Source organism: Pseudomonas sp. S3E17, from assembly GCF_024168685.1.
GTDB lineage: Bacteria > Pseudomonadota > Gammaproteobacteria > Pseudomonadales > Pseudomonadaceae > Aquipseudomonas > Aquipseudomonas marginalis.
Genome location: NZ_JALJWE010000001.1, coordinates 3,413,063 through 3,430,089, shown reverse-complemented (window position 1 = coordinate 3,430,089; position 17,027 = coordinate 3,413,063). Strand labels below are relative to the sequence as shown.

General features: G+C 61.2%; 16 protein-coding genes. 7 read left to right on the top strand and 9 right to left on the bottom strand.

Annotated elements, in window-relative coordinates; translation table 11 throughout:
- Positions 1 to 8: 8 nt before the first annotated feature.
- The 6 genes from J3D60_RS15300 to gap all read right to left on the bottom strand — a co-directional run bounded on the left by J3D60_RS15300 (position 9) and on the right by gap (position 6,654).
- A complete protein-coding gene (locus tag J3D60_RS15300; protein WP_253491897.1) occupies positions 9 to 410 on the bottom strand; it encodes a YbaN family protein in 402 nt (133 codons plus the stop codon).
- A 114-nt stretch (positions 411 to 524) separates the two neighbouring features.
- Complete coding sequence (locus J3D60_RS15295) at positions 525 to 1,133, bottom strand: biliverdin-producing heme oxygenase (RefSeq protein ID WP_253491895.1); 609 nt, start codon at positions 1,131 to 1,133, stop codon at positions 525 to 527.
- Between the two features lie 136 nt (positions 1,134 to 1,269).
- On the bottom strand, positions 1,270 to 3,834 hold the full coding sequence (locus J3D60_RS15290) for a TonB-dependent receptor (RefSeq protein ID WP_253491893.1): 2,565 nt from the start codon (positions 3,832 to 3,834) through the stop codon (positions 1,270 to 1,272).
- 117 nt (positions 3,835 to 3,951) lie between these two features.
- Positions 3,952 to 4,920 carry a FecR domain-containing protein gene (locus tag J3D60_RS15285; RefSeq protein ID WP_253491891.1) on the bottom strand — a complete coding sequence of 323 codons (969 nt, stop codon included), beginning with the start codon at positions 4,918 to 4,920 and terminating at the stop codon, positions 3,952 to 3,954.
- A gap of 74 nt (positions 4,921 to 4,994) precedes the next feature.
- Positions 4,995 to 5,513, bottom strand: coding sequence for a sigma-70 family RNA polymerase sigma factor (locus J3D60_RS15280; protein WP_253491889.1), 519 nt, complete (start codon positions 5,511 to 5,513; stop codon positions 4,995 to 4,997).
- Between the two features lie 139 nt (positions 5,514 to 5,652).
- Positions 5,653 to 6,654 carry a type I glyceraldehyde-3-phosphate dehydrogenase gene (gene gap / locus J3D60_RS15275; protein ID WP_090400600.1) on the bottom strand — a complete coding sequence of 334 codons (1,002 nt, stop codon included), beginning with the start codon at positions 6,652 to 6,654 and terminating at the stop codon, positions 5,653 to 5,655.
- Between the two features lie 221 nt (positions 6,655 to 6,875).
- Here gap and edd point away from each other — a divergent pair, with 221 nt between their 5' ends.
- Genes edd through J3D60_RS15255 form a run of 4 tightly spaced genes read left to right on the top strand, consistent with a single transcriptional unit; the run spans position 6,876 to position 11,881 of the window.
- A complete protein-coding gene (gene edd, locus J3D60_RS15270; protein WP_027605498.1) occupies positions 6,876 to 8,702 on the top strand; it encodes a phosphogluconate dehydratase in 1,827 nt (608 codons plus the stop codon).
- On the top strand, positions 8,699 to 9,655 hold the full coding sequence (locus tag J3D60_RS15265; RefSeq protein WP_253491887.1) for a glucokinase: 957 nt from the start codon (positions 8,699 to 8,701) through the stop codon (positions 9,653 to 9,655). The genes edd and J3D60_RS15265 overlap by 4 nt, the downstream gene beginning before the upstream one ends.
- Positions 9,656 to 9,687: 32 nt before the next feature.
- Positions 9,688 to 10,422 carry a response regulator gene (locus J3D60_RS15260; RefSeq protein ID WP_024077192.1) on the top strand — a complete coding sequence of 245 codons (735 nt, stop codon included), beginning with the start codon at positions 9,688 to 9,690 and terminating at the stop codon, positions 10,420 to 10,422.
- Entirely contained in the window at positions 10,412 to 11,881 is a 1,470-nt protein-coding gene (locus J3D60_RS15255; protein ID WP_027605500.1) for an ATP-binding protein, read from the top strand. The genes J3D60_RS15260 and J3D60_RS15255 overlap by 11 nt, the downstream gene beginning before the upstream one ends.
- A gap of 62 nt (positions 11,882 to 11,943) precedes the next feature.
- Here the strand turns inward: J3D60_RS15255 and J3D60_RS15250 are convergent, their stop codons facing one another.
- On the bottom strand, positions 11,944 to 12,873 hold the full coding sequence (locus J3D60_RS15250) for an AraC family transcriptional regulator (protein WP_027605501.1): 930 nt from the start codon (positions 12,871 to 12,873) through the stop codon (positions 11,944 to 11,946).
- Positions 12,874 to 13,201: 328 nt separating this feature from the next.
- Here J3D60_RS15250 and J3D60_RS15245 point away from each other — a divergent pair, with 328 nt between their 5' ends.
- The gene (locus J3D60_RS15245; RefSeq protein ID WP_065925866.1) at positions 13,202 to 13,543 is read left to right on the top strand and encodes an antibiotic biosynthesis monooxygenase family protein; all 342 of its coding nucleotides are present in this window, start codon (positions 13,202 to 13,204) and stop codon (positions 13,541 to 13,543) included.
- Between the two features lie 42 nt (positions 13,544 to 13,585).
- Positions 13,586 to 13,831, top strand: a complete 246-nt coding sequence (locus J3D60_RS15240) for a hypothetical protein (protein ID WP_253491884.1) — start codon at positions 13,586 to 13,588, stop codon at positions 13,829 to 13,831.
- A 125-nt stretch (positions 13,832 to 13,956) separates the two neighbouring features.
- Here the strand turns inward: J3D60_RS15240 and J3D60_RS15235 are convergent, their stop codons facing one another.
- Positions 13,957 to 14,589: a flavin reductase family protein gene (locus J3D60_RS15235; RefSeq protein WP_065939191.1), complete on the bottom strand. Its 633-nt coding sequence runs from the start codon at positions 14,587 to 14,589 to the stop codon at positions 13,957 to 13,959.
- Between the two features lie 177 nt (positions 14,590 to 14,766).
- On the opposite strand from J3D60_RS15235, the gene J3D60_RS15230 reads away from it, so the two are divergent.
- Positions 14,767 to 15,522, top strand: a complete 756-nt coding sequence (locus tag J3D60_RS15230) for a hypothetical protein (RefSeq protein WP_065939190.1) — start codon at positions 14,767 to 14,769, stop codon at positions 15,520 to 15,522.
- A 117-nt stretch (positions 15,523 to 15,639) separates the two neighbouring features.
- Here the strand turns inward: J3D60_RS15230 and J3D60_RS15225 are convergent, their stop codons facing one another.
- Positions 15,640 to 16,959: an MFS transporter gene (locus tag J3D60_RS15225; protein ID WP_065939189.1), complete on the bottom strand. Its 1,320-nt coding sequence runs from the start codon at positions 16,957 to 16,959 to the stop codon at positions 15,640 to 15,642.
- Positions 16,960 to 17,027 lie beyond the last annotated feature (68 nt).

Genomic DNA, 17,027 nt, shown 5'->3' with positions numbered 1-17,027 from the left:
AGCTGGCGTCACATGGGCTGTGCGAGCCGTTCCGGGCGTGACCAGATCCACAGGTTGCCCAGGCTCATCCCGGCAATCGCCAGGTAGATCGGCCAGCCGTGGTCGAGCATCACCAGCATCAGGATCGCGCACAGCAGCATGCTCACGGTGGCACTGACTTTGGCCCGGCGCGCGATGATTCTGCCGTTGCGCCAGTTGAACAGGATCGGTCCGAACAGGCGGTGGTTTTCCAGCCAGGCACTGAGGCGCGGCGAGCTTTTGGTCGCGGCCCAGGCGGCCAGGAGGATGAATTCGGTGGTGGGCAACCCCGGTACCACAATCGCCACCAGCCCGATGCCCAGGCTGACGTAGGCCAGCAGGCCGAAGAGGAGCTGTGCGATTTTCGAGGTGGATTGGGGTTTGCGGGTCATGGTGAAGCTTTTCTGAGGGAAAGGTTTACAAAAAAGTCCGAACTGAAATGCAATCAAAATGTGGGAGGGGGCTTGCCCCCTCCCACATTTAAAACGCATTTCAATTTTGGGCGATCAGGCCAGTTCAGGGGCGCTAGCGTACGCCTGTTCCAGCAGCACGGTGAAGCGTACAAACGCATCCACCGCGCCTTTTTCCGCTGCGGCTTCTTCCTCGGCGCTCAATTGCAACGCATCCAGGGTGCGAGTGAAGCTTTTCCAGCCTTCGGCGCGACCACCGGCCGGCTCACCCAGGTGGCGGGCACCGAAGGTTTCGCTCAGGCCCAGGCCTACGGCGCGCTTGATCAGGAATGCAGCGCCCAGCTTGGAGCCTTCGGACACGAACAACCAGCCCAGGGCCTCGGCCTTGCTTGGGTTCTTCAGCGCACCGGGGACCGGTGCTGGCACTTCTGTATCCAGGTCAGCCAGGTCCAGCCTGGCGGCTTCGGCGCGACAGCGTTCGGCCAGGTCAGGCACGATCTTGATCAGTTCGGCATCGTTGTACAGGGTCACCAGTTCCGACTGGAACAGGTACTGCGCGACCACGAAACGGGCGAAGTTGGCCTGGGTTTCAAAAGGCGCGTGGGCCTTCACCAACGCGTCCAGCTTGGTGTGTGGCTCGTGGGTGATCTGGTTCAGGCGTTGGGAGCGCAGGCTTGGGCGTTCTGCGGTAGAAGAAGCGGTCATGAAAAAGTCCTTGAGAAGGGGGAGCGCCTTATGGCCCTTAAAGAGAGCTGTTATCAACTAGACGAACAAGAAGACGCGGCACAGTAAAAAATCCTCACCTCGTCATTGAAATGTCGACGAGGTGAGTCGGGTGTCGTCAGATGTCCCAGATCAGGTTGATCGCAACGTTGCGGCCCGGCTGGGTCAGGCGGTCGAGGTTGGCCGGTCCGGTCACCGCGGCTTCGCCGACACTGTCATAGCTGCGTACGTCATCCCAGTTCCAGTACTTCTTGTCGGTGAGGTTGTAGAGGCCGCCGTTGATGGTCACGTCCTGGGTGACTTTGTAGAAGGCGGTCAGGTCGACAACCCCGAAGCCCGGAGTCTTGAAGGGCCCGCTGGTGTCGCCGTCCGGCGCGTGGAAGGTACTGCTGTCGACGCGATCCTGCTTTTTCACCAGGGTCCAGCTCAACAGGCCACCATAGTTGTCCTGGTCGTAGCCCAGGCCAAACACGCCCTTGAGCGGGTTGACGCTGTTCAGCGGCTCGCCGTTATCGTCGTTACGACCGTAGGCATAGGAAACCGAACCCTGGGTGTAGAGGCCTTGCGGGGCGCCGAATGCATCCAGGTTCAGGCGCCCTTTGGCTTCGGCCCCCTTGATGGTGGCGCGCTTGATATTGATGGCCTGGAACTGTTCGACCGTGCCGCCGACGACGGCGTTATCCTCATCGATAAAGTCGCGGTACTTGTTGTAAAACACGGCGATTTCAAAGGATCCCTCGTCAAATTTGCCGCGAATCCCGGTCTCGATGCCCTTGCTGGTTTCTGGCTTGAGGTCGGGGTTGGGCTCGACGGTGTAGCCCAGGTTGAGGTTTTCAAAGCGGCCGTACAACGCCTTGGCGGAGGGCGTACGGAAACCTTCGGCATATTGGCCGAACCAGGTGTATTGATCCGTCAGGGCGTAAGTCAGGCCGAACTTGGGCGTCACACGGTGCCAGGTTTTTTCCTTGTCGCTCACCGGGTCCGTCCCCGTCGGGTTGACGGTGTTGAGGAACTCCTGGGTCAGCTTGGGTTTGAGCTGGGTGTAGTCGTAGCGCACGGCGGGCAAAAAGGTCCATTTGTCCCAGCTGATCTGGTCCTGTGCGAACAGTGAATACGTGTTGATGGTTGGGTCGGGGAAGTCGCTGGACTTCTTCACGCTGTCAGTGGCAATCGGGCTGGGCGCGCCGATGGCGGTGCAGCCACTGCCGACGGCCACACAGGTCGCGCCGCCCTCGCGCGAGCCGGTGACTTTCTGCTGCTTGAGGGTAGTGCCGTAGGTCACTTGGTGATCGGTTTCACCGAGGTTGAACGCTTTGTCCAACTGCGCATCGAAAATCCACTGTTTTTCCTGGTACAGCGTGTCGCGGGTACGCAGGACACGCCGACCTGACTGATAGATCTCGGCAGTGGTCTGGTCGGTCTTGGCGATCTGGTAGTTGAGGCTGGTCTTGATCCGGTCGGCAATCGGCGACTCAAGGGCGAAGCTGTTTTCCAGGCCGAAACGTTCGCGGGTAATGGTGTCGTTACCACGGCGATCACGGTAGAGGTTGAAGCCTCGGCCGCCGATGAACGGGCCGCCCACCGCGTTCTTCAGGTTGACGTCGCGATCATCCTTGTACTTCTCATAGGTCAGGCCCAGGCGGTTGTCATCGCCATAGTTCCAGCCGAGCTTGGCCAGGATGTTGGTGGTGCGCGCGTCCTCGGGGTTGGCGCCGGTACGGGCCAGGCCGGTGGCGTTGTTGCCGTCGTAGGATTCGGTCTCATGGCCATTGCGCTGGCTCAGGTGCAGCAAGCCATCGAAGTCCTGCACGCGGCCGGCGACGGTGCCGGAGGTCAGCCAGCTTTCGTCGGCGGAGCTGTAGCCGGTCTTCAGGCGTGCGCCGACGTCCTGGCCGGGCTTGATGATGTCGTCCGGGTCGAGGGTGAAGTAACTCACGGCGCCGCCGATGGCGCTGCTGCCGTAGAGGGCCGAGGCCGGGCCGCGCAGGATCTCGACGCGCTTGACGATCTCCGGGTCGACGTAGTTGCGGCGGGTCTTGGCATAAGGGCCGTTGAAGAAGTTGTCGGGCACTTCCACACCGTCCACCTGGGTGAGGATGCGGTCGCCGTCGATACCGCGGATGTTGAACCCGGCATTGCCGGCTCGGGTGCCAGCGCCGCCCACCGAGACGCCGGGCTCGTAGCGCACCAGTTCGCGGATGTTGTTGACGTTTTGGCGGTCCAGCTCTTCGCGATCATGCACGCTGACGGTGCTCGGTACGCTGTTCACATCCTGCGCGTTACGGGTGGCGCTGATGGTCACCTGTTGCAGGTTGAGGGTGCTGCCCGCCGTGCGCTTTTCCAGGACGATGTTGTTATTGCCCAGCTTGCGGTAGCTCAGGTTGGTCCCCACCAACAGCCGGTCCAGGGCTTTCTCCGGCGACAGTGCGCCGCGCACCCCAGGGGACGACACGCCCTGGCCCAGTTCGGCGGGCAGGCCGACTTGCCAGCCGGTCACGCTGGTAAAAGCGTTCAGCGCCGAAACCAGTGGCTGTTGCTCGATGCTGAAGCTGTAGTTGCCATGGCTGCGGGCGGCAGGTTCGGCGGCAGTGGCGGCCATCATTGGCGAACCGGCCAGCAGGATGGCGGCGGTCAGCAAGGACAGCACGGGGGAGGAGGACCGGCGGTTGAAACGAGAGGACATCGAGAGCGCTCCGGAAGGTACGAATCTTATAGTTGCGAACCGAACCAAATAGGAATCAGTTGCATTGGCTAAGACGAGACGTACCGTCGAAGGCTATCGAGTAAAAATAATTCTCATTTAGTTCAAAATCACCAGCGCGGGGTATTCCGACAACTTCGCTGAGGTGATGTGGGCCAGGGAGCGCACCACATCCAGGGGTTGGTCGAGGCGGTAGTTGCCGGTGACGGCGACGCTGGCGAGCTTGTCGTTGGTGTTGACGATCCAGCCGGGGTAGTAACGACGCAACTCGGCGAGCACTTCGCTCATCGGGCAGTTTTCGAAAATCAGCCGGCCTTGCACCCAGGCCAGGTCCTTGCTGGCATCCAGCCTGGCCGGTTGGCCAAAGCCCTTGGGCCCGATGCGGATGCTTTCACCGGCACTCAGGCGCACGCGGGCATCGTCGAAGGTGTTGCTCAGGTCGACATCGCCGCGCTGCACCTGCACCTGGGCTTCGCCGTTGAGGAAGCGCACGGCGAAGGCGGTATCACGCACGCTGGCGCGCACGGGGCCGGCGTCGATTTCCAGGGGCAGGCCATGGCCGGGCATGATTTCGAAAAAGGCTTCGCCCTGGTACAGGCGAACGATCCGCTGGTGGTCCTTGATGCTGCTGGAAAACGCCGAATTGGTGTTCAGCAACACTTTCGAGCCATCGTCCAATTGCAGGCGCTGGCGTTCGCCCACCACCGTGAGATGGTCGGCTTGCAGGCGTACCGGCAGGTTGCTGAAGCTGAACAGGCCGATCAACAGCACGGCGGCGGTGGCCAGCGGTTTCCAGTGCGGCTTGATCCGGCGCCAGCCCCTGGGTTTGCGCGGCGCGGCCAGGGCGACGGCGGCGCTGTGCACCGGCGCGCCACCCCAGGCGGCCTGGGCCTTGCCGAAGGCGTGGACGTGGGCGGGGTCTTGGGCCAGCCAGGCTTCAAACTCGGCCTGCTGCCCGGGCGCAGGGCACTGCAAGGCGATCAGCCAGTCGAGGGCCTGGTCCATAGCCGTGTCTTGCAACACCTCATGAGCCAGCTCATGGGGGCGCAGTTTATTCGGGTCCGTCACGGTGTTCCTCGGGTCTTCGCCACGTTTTATTCATCTTTCCTACAGCTTGGGTCGACAATTCTGTCGGCTGAAGCTTAAGGCCGATCCAGTCTTTCGGCCACACCTACACAAATGGCCATGATCAATTTCAGTTCCTTTTGCACGGTGCTCAAGGACACGTCCAACTGATCGGCGATCTCCTGGTAGCTGCAACCGTGCAGGCGGCTGAGGATGAAAATCTGCTGCTGGCGTGCGCTCAACTGGCCGAGGCTGATGCTCAGGTGTTCAAGCAATTGCTCGGCCTGGGTTGCATCTTCGGGGGGGCTGATGGGGGCGGCGACGCTTTGCAGGATCTCCAGCGGTACATCTTCCTGCAGGGTGCGCGCTTGAATCCTGCGTGAACGCAAGTGATCCAGCGCCAGGTTACGCGCGGTCTGGTAGACGAAGGGTTCGAGGTGATCGATCGGCCGCTCGCTGAGGGCCCGGGTGACGCGCAGGTAGGTCTCCTGCAACAGGTCCTCGGCGGTGCTGTGGTTATTCACCATCCGCTGCAAGGTGCGTAGCAGAATCACCCGTTGGGTGAGAAAGACTTGGTTGAAGCGAGATTGGCTCACAGTGATACCAGACCGATTTGCAGTTAATGATAATGCTTATCATCAACTCAAATGGCAAGTGGCTATTCCTCTGTGTCTACATAGAACAATGTGGGAAGGGCGGTGCGACGATTCGAATTGCCCCTCCCACAGGACCGCATTACTCGGCGTTGCACAACGCCAGGCAGTTATCCAGCATGCGGTTCGAGAAGCCCCACTCGTTGTCATACCAGGCCAGCACTTTCAACAACTTGCCGCTGACCTTGGTGTGGTTGGCATCGAAGATCGACGACAGCGGGTTATGGTTGAAGTCACTGGAGACCAGCGGCAGGGTGTTATAGCCGAGGATCTTCGAGTGTTGGCTGGCTTCCTTGAGCAGTGCGTTGACTTCGTCGGCAGTGGCTTCTTTCTTCAACTGCACGGTGAGGTCCACCAGCGACACGTTGATCACCGGTACACGCACGGCCATGCCGGTCAGCTTGCCTGCCAGCTCCGGCAGCACCAGGCCCACCGCTTCGGCGGCGCCGGTCTTGCTTGGGATCATGTTCTGGGTGGCCGAACGCGCGCGGTACGGGTCGGTGTGGTAGACGTCGGTCAGGTTCTGGTCGTTGGTATAGGCATGAATCGTGGTCATCAAGCCACTTTCGATACCCAATTCGCGGTGCAGCACCTGGGCGACCGGCGCCAGGCAGTTGGTGGTGCACGACGCGTTGGAGATGATCTGGTGGGATTGACGCAGGATGTCGTGGTTCACGCCGTAGACCACGGTCGCGTCCGCGCCTTTGGCCGGGGCGGAGATGATCACCTTGCGTGCGCCGGCGGTAATATGGGCGGCAGCCTTGTCACGGTCGGTGAACAGGCCGGTGCATTCGAACACCACGTCGACCTTGTGCGCCGCCCACGGCAGGTCGGCCGGGTTGCGAATGGCACTGACGGCAATCCGGTCACCATTGACGGTCAGGCTTTCCTGATCGTGGGCAACCTCTGCATCGAAAGTGCCGTGCACGGTGTCGTATTTGAGCAGGTGGGCGTTGATCGAGCTGTCGCCCAAATCATTGATGGCGACGATCTGCAAATCCTGGCGATAGCCTTGGGTATACAGTGCGCGCAGGACATTACGGCCGATACGGCCAAAACCATTGATTGCGATACGAAGAGTCATTGGAAAGTGCCTGTCGTCGATTTGTTGTAAGAATTACAAGATTATTCGCATAAAAATAGAAAACAAGCCTTTTTAGTGGCAATATTTTGTTCAATCTACAACGAGTGACCTGAATCAACTGGTCCGATGATCCAAACGACTCTCTGCCATCCCATGAGCTGCGGGCGTTTGATCAGCATAGACACTCAGGTCGCCACATCCGTTAGCCTGGAGTTCTACACATGCATCCCCGCGTCCTTGAGGTCACCGAACGGCTTATCGCCCGCAGCCGCGCCACTCGTGAGGCTTACCTTGCGCTCATTCGCGGCGCAGCCAGCGACGGTCCGATGCGCGGCAAGCTGCAATGCGCCAACTTCGCCCATGGCGTGGCCGGTTGCGGCACCGAAGATAAAAATAGCCTGCGCATGATGAACGCCGCCAACGTGGCAATTGTTTCGTCATATAACGACATGCTCTCGGCGCACCAGCCGTACGAACATTTCCCGGAACAAATAAAGAAAGCCCTACGCGAAGTCGGCTCGGTCGGCCAGTTCGCCGGCGGCACCCCGGCCATGTGCGACGGCGTGACTCAGGGCGAGCCCGGCATGGAGCTGAGCCTGCTCAGTCGTGAAGTCATCGCCATGTCCACGGCGGTAGCGCTGTCCCATAACATGTTCGACGCCGCGCTGATGCTGGGCATCTGCGACAAGATCGTGCCCGGCCTGATGATGGGCGCGCTGCGCTACGGCCACCTGCCGATGATCTTCGTACCGGGCGGGCCGATGCCTTCGGGCATCTCCAATAAGCAGAAGGCCGATGTGCGCCAGCGCTACGCCGAAGGCAAGGCCACTCGCGAAGAGCTGCTGGAATCGGAGATGAAGTCCTACCATAGCCCCGGCACCTGCACCTTCTACGGCACCGCCAACACCAATCAACTGCTGATGGAAGTGATGGGCCTGCATTTGCCGGGTGCCTCGTTCGTCAACCCGTACACGCCGCTGCGTGACGCCCTGACCCGCGAAGCCGCGCACCAGGTCACGCGCCTGACCAAGGCCAACGGCAACTTCACGCCGATCGGCGAGATCGTCGATGAGAAATCCATCGTCAACGCCATCGTTGCGCTCAACGCGACGGGCGGTTCCACCAACCACACCCTGCACATGCCGGCCATCGCCATGTCGGCGGGCATCATCCTCACCTGGGACGACATGGCCGACCTCTCCGAGGTGGTGCCGACCCTGTCCCACGTGTATCCAAACGGCAAGGCCGACATCAACCACTTCCAGGCAGCGGGCGGCATGTCGTTCCTGATCCGCGAGCTGCTTGAAGCCGGCCTGCTTCACGACGACGTCAACACTGTGGCGGGCAAGGGCCTGAGCCGTTATGTCCAGGAACCATTTCTGGTCGACGGCGAGCTGGTGTGGCGCGACGGCCCGATCGAAAGCCTCGACGAAACCATCCTGCGCCCGGTGGCGCGCGCGTTCTCGCCGGAAGGTGGCCTGCGTGTGATGGAAGGCAACCTCGGCCGCGGTGTCATGAAAGTCTCTGCCGTAGCCCCTGAGCATCAGATCGTCGAAGCGCCGGCGGTGGTGTTCCAGGACCAGCAGGACCTGGCCGATGCGTTCAAGGCCGGCCAGCTGGAAAAGGATTTTGTCGCCGTGATGCGCTTCCAGGGCCCGCGCTCCAACGGCATGCCGGAACTGCACAAGATGACGCCGTTCCTCGGCGTGCTGCAGGACCGTGGCTTCAAAGTCGCACTGGTGACAGACGGGCGTATGTCCGGCGCGTCGGGTAAGATCCCCGCCGCGATTCATGTCAACCCCGAAGCCCAGAGCGGCGGGCCACTGGCACGGGTCAAAGATGGCGATATCATTCGCGTGGATGGCGTGAAGGGCACCTTGGAGCTTAAGGTGGACGCCGAAGAATTTGCAGCGCGCACGCCTGCCACGGGCCTGTTGGGCAATAACGTGGGGGCCGGTCGCGAGCTGTTTGCATTTATGCGCTTGGCCGCAAGCTCCGCAGAGCAAGGCGCCAGCGCCTTTACCTGTGCCTTGGAGACGCTTAAGTGAAGCTAGCGCTGGTCGGTGACATCGGGGGTACCAACGCCCGTTTTGCGTTGTGGCGAGATCAGGCACTGCATTCGATCCGGGTGCATGCCACGGCTGATCACCAAAGCCCTGAGGACGCGATCAAGGTCTACCTCAAGGAAGAAGGCCTGCAAATCGGCGACATCGGTGCGGTGTGCCTGTCGGTCGCCGGGCCGGTGAGCGGGGATGAATTTAAATTCACCAACAATCACTGGCGCCTGAGCAAGACTGCGTTTTGCCAGGCCTTGCAGGTGGATGAACTGCTGCTGGTCAATGACTTCTCGGCCATGGCCCTGGGCATGACTCGCCTCAAGCCCGACGAATTCCGTGTGGTCTGCGAAGGCACGCCGGAACCGTTGCGCCCGGCGGTGGTGATCGGTCCGGGTACCGGCCTGGGTGTCGGTACCCTGCTGGACCTCGGCGCAGGCCGTTACGCGGCGTTGCCGGGGGAGGGCGGCCACGTCGACCTGCCCCTGAGCAGCCCACGGGAAACCCAGCTGTGGCAGCATATCTACAGCGAGATCGGCCACGTCAGCGCCGAAACCGCCTTGAGCGGTGGCGGTCTGCCGCGGCTGTACCGGGCGATTTGCGCGGTCGATGGCCACACCCCGGTGCTCGACACGCCCGAAGCCATCACGGCAGCGGGCCTGGCGGGCGACCCGGTGGCCATGGAAGTGTTGGATCAATTCAGCATCTGGCTGGGACGGGTAGCCGGCAACAATGTGCTGACCACCGGTGGGCGCGGTGGTGTGTATATCGTGGGTGGGGTGATTCCGCGGTTTGCCGACTTCTTCATCCACAGCGGTTTTGCCAGGAGCTTCAGTGACAAAGGCTGCATGAGCGACTACTTCAAGGGCATCCCGGTGTGGCTGGTGACCGCGCCGTATTCCGGGTTGACCGGGGCGGGCGTCGCATTGGAGCAGGCGTTTGCCTGACCCGCACCCCCTATAACAACAAGGAGGACCCCGTGAGCGTAATCAGTAAATCGATTCTCCTCGTCGACGACGACCAGGAAATCCGCGAATTGCTGCAGACCTACCTCAGTCGCGCCGGTTTCCAGGTGCGTGGCGTGCCGGATGGCGCGGGGTTCCGCCAGGCGATGAACGAGGCGCCGTGCGACCTGGTCATCCTCGATGTGATGCTGCCGGACGAAGACGGTTTCAGCCTCTGCCGCTGGATTCGCCAGCACCCGCGCCAGGCGCAGGTGCCGATCATCATGCTCACCGCCAGTTCCGACGAAGCCGACCGCGTGATCGGCCTGGAACTGGGGGCCGACGACTATATCGGCAAGCCCTTCAGCCCCCGCGAGTTGCAGGCGCGGATCAAGGCCTTGTTGCGCCGCTGCCAGTTCGGCCAGGAGCGCAGCGGTAATGGCGATGTGCTGGTGTTCGATGAATGGCGCCTGGACATGATCAGCCATCGGCTGTTTCACGTGGATGGCGAAGAGGTGATCCTCTCCGGTGCCGACTTTGCCCTGCTCAAGCTGTTTCTCGATCACCCGCAGCAGATTCTCGACCGCGACACCATCGGCAATGCCACCCGTGGCCGCGACCTGATGCCCCTCGACCGGATCGTCGACATGGCTGTCAGCCGCCTGCGTCAACGTCTACGCGACACCGAAAAACCCCCGAGGCTGATCCGCACCGTGCGCGGCAGCGGTTATCAACTGGCAGCCAGCGTGGTTGCCGGCAATGCCCACTGAGCCGCTGAGCGAACGCCGCCGGCGCTTCCCGGTACCGCGCTCGCTGCTGGGGCGCATGTTGCTGCTGACCTTGCTCGCGGTGCTGTTCGCCCAGGCGCTGTCCAGCGTGATCTGGGTCTCGCAGTTGCGCGCCACCCAGCTCGAAGGCCTGGTCACCAGTGCCCGTAGCCTGGCGCATTCGATGACCGCCAGCGTGAGTTATTTCCGTTCGTTGCCGGTGGCCTATCGGCCGTTGGTCCTTGACCAGCTGCGCAGTATGGGCGGCACCCGTTTTGTCGTGACCCTGAATGATCGGCCCCTCGACATGCAAGTGTTGCCGCAAACCCCGCGCAAGCAGGCGGTGCTGGTGGCCGTGGATGAAGTCCTGCGCCAGACCCTGGGCGCCGACGTGCCTATCTCGGTGGAGTTCGTCAGCGCCGAAGACCTGCGCATCTTCAACGCCGGCTTGAAACTGGATGAGTTGCCGCGTTCCTGGGCGCATTACGCGCTGACCCTGGAACCGGTCAACCCGCCGGTATTGGTGACTCAGATCGAACTCGCCCCCGGCGAATGGCTGTACATCGCTTCGCTGTTGCCCGAGCCCTACACCAGCCTTGAAGAACAGGGCCTGCCGTCCCAGCAAGTGTGGTTTATCGTGCTGACCAGCGGCTTCTTGCTGCTGTTCATCGGCCTGCTGGTGCACTGGCAAAGCCGGCCGCTCAAGCGCCTGGCGCGGGCGGCGCGTGACATGTCCCTGGGCGCCGATGTGGAACCGGTGGCCGAAGGCGGCGGCAGTGAAGTGGTGGAAGTGGGCCGCGCGTTCAATGCCATGCGCGAACGCATCAGCCGTTACCTCACGGAGCGCAGCCAGTTGTTCAGCGCGATTTCCCACGACCTGCGCACACCGATTACCCGCCTGCGCCTGCGCGTGGAATTGCTCGAAGACGAGAACCTGCAAACCAAGTTCGGCCGTGACCTGGATGAGTTGGAGTTGCTGGTCAAAGGCGCGCTGCAATGTGTGAAAGACACCGATATCCACGAGAACATCCAGCCGGTCGACCTCAACCATGTGCTCGAATGCCTGGTGGAGCCTTATGTGGCGCCCAACGGCAACGGCCGGGTCACCCTGGACGGCGCAGCAGTGGCGGCGTACCCGGGCAAGCCGCTGGCGCTCAAGCGTTGCATCGGCAACCTGATCGATAATGCCTTGAAGTACGGGCAGAACGCCCATTTGCGTATTGAGGACGATGGCGCGGAGTTCATCCTGCACGTCGACGACGAAGGCCCTGGCGTGCCGGAACAGCGTCTGGAACAGGTCTTCGAACCGCATTTTCGCCTGGCCGGCCAGCAGCAGGGTTACGGTTTGGGCTTGGGGATTGCGCGCAATATTGCCCATAGCCATGGCGGTGAAGTGAGTTTGCAGAATTTGCGTGAGGGCGGCTTGCGGGTCACCCTGCAACTGCCCAGGACCCTGGACTGAAAACACCATTGGACAAATAGGGGAGGGGGCAAACCCCTTCCCACATTTTGATCGTCTGTGTGTCAGACGCTTTGGCGCAGTCGTGCCAAATCCCTCAGCGGCGGTGCCCCAAACAACCGGCTGTACTCCCGGCTGAACTGCGACGGGCTTTCATACCCCACCCGATACCCCGCCGCCGACGCTTCCAGCCCTTCGGCAATCATCAGCCGACGTGCCTCCTGCAAGCGCAGCTGCTTTTGGTACTGCAACGGGCTCATGGCGGTAATTGCCTTGAAACGGTGATGCAGGGTCGAGACGCTGAGGTTCACTTCCTTGGCCAGGTCATCGATGCGCAGCGGTTGTTCGTAGTTGCCATTGAGCCACTTGATTGCCTGGCTGACGCGATGGCTCTGGCTGTTGGCCACGGCAATTTCATACAGACGATAACCCTGGGGACCGCGTAGCAGGCGGTAGAGGATTTCACGGTTGATCAGCGGCGCCAGCATGGCAATGTCTTTGGGCGTATCCAGCAGGCGCGCCAGGCGCAGCACGGCGTCGAGCAACTGGGGATCGATGCGGTCCACATACATCCCGCGCGATGTCGGGCGCGTGGGCACGCCCATGGGGCCGGCCTCGGCGATCAAGGCAGTCAGCTGCGCCGGGTCGATATTGATGCGCACTGACAGGTTTGGATCTTCCGGCGTGGCATCGATGATTCGCCCGGCCACGGGCATCGCCACCGAGAACACCAGGTAATTGAGCGGGTCGTAGGCAAAGATTTCGTCGGCCAGGCGCACTTCCTTGCTGCCGTTGGCGAGGATGCACAACGCCGGCTCCACCAGTACCGGCATGAAGTCACGCGGCGTGTTGTGGCGGTTCAGGAACAGTGACGTAATCGCCGTGCCATAGGAGCCGTCTTCCCAGGTGTGACGATGTACGATGCTCGCCAACTCGGCGCGCTGTTTTTCCGTCTCGGCGTCGAGGGGCATGGACTGATGTTCGGGCGACGGCATAAGGCGTCCTCTGCATGCTTTTTTGATGGGCTCAGCTTAGCGGCGGCTTTTCAAACAGTGTTAGGTCGATTCTGCACAATCCTTGCCTGATCCTGCGACGCGTCGTGAATCAGGCAAGTTCTCGGGCTGTCATGTCCCTGAAACAAGGCGTTTGCCTGTGGAATCGAATCGGCGGTCCCTCCGTCCTTCCTACGCTTCTCGCAGGATTGTGCAATAAGCCTGCAGGAATTGACTAACCGCGCCCGCACCCGCGCCGTTATCTTTGATCCTGTGGCAACACGCCCCCACAGTGCTTGCCGAGCATCACTTCTCAACGGGAGAGTCGAACATGTCCACCCCCATTCCCGCGAGCCATATGGCCTTTATCCGCGCCCGCACCGGGTGCAGCACCGAACTGGGTGCACGCTTGAGCAGTTTGATCGAACCGGGCCGTCAGGCTCAGGGTTGCCTGCAATTTTCGTTGCAGCATTCCCAGGTCGATCCCGATGTCTGGTTGATCTCGGGTTTCTGGAGCAGCGAGCAGGCGATGAGTGCCTACTTCAACTCGCCGGCCCTGATGATCTTCACTGAGCTGTTGAACGACATGGTCGTGCGCAGCATGGACTTCCAGACCTTCACCGATGCCTCCGCCGCCAATGCCTACGGCGAGTACCTGCAACTGGCCGGTTAATGGTTAGAATGGCCAACTTTTCCATTGGCCAGGACCTGCAACATGGCACGTAAACAATTTGCCCACCACGAAGCCGTTTCCGCCGTAGTACCGGGTGAAGGGGGCTACAGCGCCGCCGTCGCCATCAAGGCACTGGATGGCATGGGCGCCCCGCAGTTTCACAAGATCCTGGATGGACAGACGTTCAAGACTGCCTCCGACGCCGATGATGCCGCCACCGTGCAGCTTGAGCGGTTGATCGGTGTGGATGAAGAGGGTCAATTGACCTGGGCGAGCGCCGCGAGCTGAGCAACGCCGACCCTCTAATGTGGGAGGGGGCTTGCTCCCGATAGCAGTGTGTCAGCCAACAACGATTTTGGATGTGCCATTGCCATCGGGGGCAAGCCCCCTCCCACTTTTTTGGTGTATTTCAGTCAGGGTTGGGTGGCGCCTGGGCGGTACATCTTGAACAACGCCTCCGGGCCCAGCTGGAAGTAATCCGCCGGGCCACCGCCACGCAGGATCGGCTCGGCGGCGGCAGTGTCGTACACCCCATCCTTGAGCAGCCACTTGGCAATGTGCACCGCGACCACCTCGCCCAGCACCAGCCAGCTGGGCACCAACTGCTGGTCGGCGCGCTGCAGTTGGATGATCTGCGTCACCTTGCACTCGAACGACACCGGGCTCTCGCCCACTCGCGGCACGCCGACGATTTTCGACGCCACCGGTGTCAGGCCGGACAACTCGAACTCATTCACCTCCGGCGAGACGGCCGCGCAGCTCTGGTTCATCTGCTCGGCCAGCGGGCGGGTGGCCAGGTTCCACACAAACTCGCCGGTCTGTTCGATGTTGTTCAGGCTGTCTTTGCGCCCGACGCTGGAAAACCCAATGATCGGTGGAATGTAGTTGAACGCATTGAAAAAACTGTAGGGCGCCAGGTTCAGGCGCCCGTTACTGTCGTGGGATGAAATCCAGCCAATCGGCCGTGGCCCGACAATGGCATTGAACGGGTCATGGGGCAGGCCGTGGCCGTTGGCCGGTTCGTAGAAGTGGATATCGTCAGGCATGGCCGGGTTCCTGCTGCGGGGTTCTGGGAGGCCGTCATAGTGCAATCCACGGCGACGAATTTCCATCGACCCTATGGAATTTTCATTCAGCGGCCACCTATTTTTCACAGCGGCCCGTTCAGTCTGCGCCCAAGGTCGATACCCCCTATAAGACTGAGCCTCGGAGCCTTCTACCGCATGAATAAACTTCCTCAGATCACGCTGGCGTTCTGGGTCATGAAAATCTGCGCAACCACCCTCGGCGAAACCGCCGGGGATTTGTTGTCGATGACCCTGAACGTCGGTTACGCCATCAGCTCGATGATCCTCATCAGCGTGTTCCTGGTCACTCTGGTGACACAACTCTGGTCGAAAACCTACAACCCGGTGCTGTACTGGATCGTGATCCTGTCCACCAGCACCGCCGGCACCACCATGTCGGACTTCATGGACCGCACCCTGGGCCTGGGCTACGCCACCGGGTCGATGATCCTGATCGTGATCCTGATGATCATCTTTGCCTTGTGGCACCTCAGTGGTGACTCGCTGAACGTGAACAAGGTGCAGACTTTCCGAGGCGAGCTGTTCTACTGGATGGCGATCCTGTTCTCCAACACCCTGGGCACTGCGTTGGGCGACTTCCTGGCGGACGATTCGGGGCTCGGCTTTGCCGGTGGCGCCTTGTTGATTGGCTCGACCATTGCCGCGGTGGTGGCGCTCAAGTACTTCACCCAAATCTCGTCGGTGCTGTTGTTCTGGGTGGCGTTTGTACTGACCCGGCCGTTTGGTGCGACCCTGGGCGACTTCCTGACCAAGCCCCATGAAAAGGGCGGGTTGGATTTCGGCACCATTGGATCATCGGCGGTATTGGCGGCGGTGCTGGTGGTGATGATTGTCGGGGCGTCGTATGCACAGCGGCGGTATGGCCGGAGCCCGGTAGCAGAGGTGTCCTGATTCAACAGGTGGGAGCGGGCAAGCCCGCTCGCCACAGGTTACTGTGTGCCCGTTCTATCTCTTAACTAACAGGCATTAGGGCTTGCCCGCTCCCACATTTGTTACTGCATCCAACCGTTAGTCCGTGGTGATGCGCGAATGCTTGCGTGTGTCCTTCATGGTCACATAGACCGCCAGCGACACTGCAATACACGCGGTCACATACCAGTAGTAACCGGTTTCCATCCCGATGCTCTTGAACCACAGCGCGATGTATTCAGCGGTACCGCCGAAGATCGACACGGTCAGTGCATAGGGCAGGCCCACGCCCAGGGCGCGGATTTCGGTCGGGAACAGTTCAGCCTTGACTACGGCGTTGATCGAGGTATAGCCGCTGACGATGATCAGCGCGGCCATGATCAGGAAGAACGCGCCCCACCAGGTCTGGATAGTGTGCAGGGTGGTGAGGATCGGTACGGTGAACAGGGTGCCGAGGATGCCGAAGGCGATCAGGATCGGCCGACGCCCGACTTTGTCCGACAGCCCACCGACGATCGGTTGCAGGCACATGAACAGGAACAGCGTTGCCGCCGAGATGGTGGTGGAGTCGGAAATGCTCATGCCGACGGTGTTCACCAGGTACTTCTGCATGTAGGTGGTGTAGGTGTAGAAGGCCAGGGTGCCGCCCATGGTCAGGCCGACCACGGTCATCAGTTCCTTGGGGTGGCGCATCAAGGTGCGCATGGCGCTTTCCTTGGCTTTTTCCTTCTTGGTGAACGACTCGGTTTCTTCCATGCCGCGACGCAGGTACAGCGCGACCACTGCGCACAGGGCGCCGATGGCGAACGGGATACGCCAGCCCCAGTCGTACAGTTGCTCGGTGGTAAGGATCTGCTGCAGCACGATCAGCACGGCCAGGGCGATGAGCTGGCCGGAGATCAGGGTCACGTACTGGAAGCTGGAGAAGAAACCGCGACGTTCCTTGGTGGCCATTTCACTCAGGTAGGTGGCCGAGGTGCCGTATTCGCCACCGACCGACAAGCCTTGCAGCAGGCGGGCGAACACCAGCAGGATCGGTGCGCCGACGCCGATGGTTTCGTAACCGGGGCTCAGGGCGATGATCAACGAGCCGAAGCACATCAGCAGGACCGACGCCATCAATGCTGCTTTGCGACCCGCACGGTCGGCGTACAGGCCCATCAGCCAGCCACCGATGGGGCGCATCAGGAAGCCCACGGCGAAGATCGCAGCGGTGTTGAGCAATTGGGCGGTGGTGTCGCCTTTCGGGAAAAAGGCTTTGGCGAAGTACAGCGAGAACGCGGCGTAGACGTACCAGTCGTACCACTCGACCATGTTGCCGACCGATCCGCTGAAGATCGATTTGATGCGGCTGGTGGTGGTGCGTTCTTTAGCCGGCGCGGCCGCCGACCCCAGGGGCAAGGTGTTGGAGTTATCCATTGAAGGATCCTTCATCTAGTTGTTTTTATGGAGCGGCGCGAGCGCAGCCTGGCTGGGGCTATAGCAGG

Bases quoted from the DNA above. Each gene is read 5' to 3' on its own strand.
- J3D60_RS15300 (WP_253491897.1), bottom strand. From the start codon at position 410: ATGACCCGCAAACCCCAATCCACCTCGAAAATCGCACAGCTCCTCTTC.
- J3D60_RS15295 (WP_253491895.1), bottom strand. From the start codon at position 1,133: ATGACCGCTTCTTCTACCGCAGAACGCCCAAGCCTGCGCTCCCAACGC.
- J3D60_RS15290 (WP_253491893.1), bottom strand. From the start codon at position 3,834: ATGTCCTCTCGTTTCAACCGCCGGTCCTCCTCCCCCGTGCTGTCCTTG.
- gap (WP_090400600.1), bottom strand. From the start codon at position 6,654: ATGACTCTTCGTATCGCAATCAATGGTTTTGGCCGTATCGGCCGTAAT.
- edd (WP_027605498.1), top strand. From the start codon at position 6,876: ATGCATCCCCGCGTCCTTGAGGTCACCGAACGGCTTATCGCCCGCAGC.
- J3D60_RS15255 (WP_027605500.1), top strand. From the start codon at position 10,412: ATGCCCACTGAGCCGCTGAGCGAACGCCGCCGGCGCTTCCCGGTACCG.
- J3D60_RS15250 (WP_027605501.1), bottom strand. From the start codon at position 12,873: ATGCCGTCGCCCGAACATCAGTCCATGCCCCTCGACGCCGAGACGGAA.
- J3D60_RS15245 (WP_065925866.1), top strand. From the start codon at position 13,202: ATGTCCACCCCCATTCCCGCGAGCCATATGGCCTTTATCCGCGCCCGC.
- J3D60_RS15240 (WP_253491884.1), top strand. From the start codon at position 13,586: ATGGCACGTAAACAATTTGCCCACCACGAAGCCGTTTCCGCCGTAGTA.
- J3D60_RS15235 (WP_065939191.1), bottom strand. From the start codon at position 14,589: ATGCCTGACGATATCCACTTCTACGAACCGGCCAACGGCCACGGCCTG.
- J3D60_RS15230 (WP_065939190.1), top strand. From the start codon at position 14,767: ATGAATAAACTTCCTCAGATCACGCTGGCGTTCTGGGTCATGAAAATC.
- J3D60_RS15225 (WP_065939189.1), bottom strand. From the start codon at position 16,959: ATGGATAACTCCAACACCTTGCCCCTGGGGTCGGCGGCCGCGCCGGCT.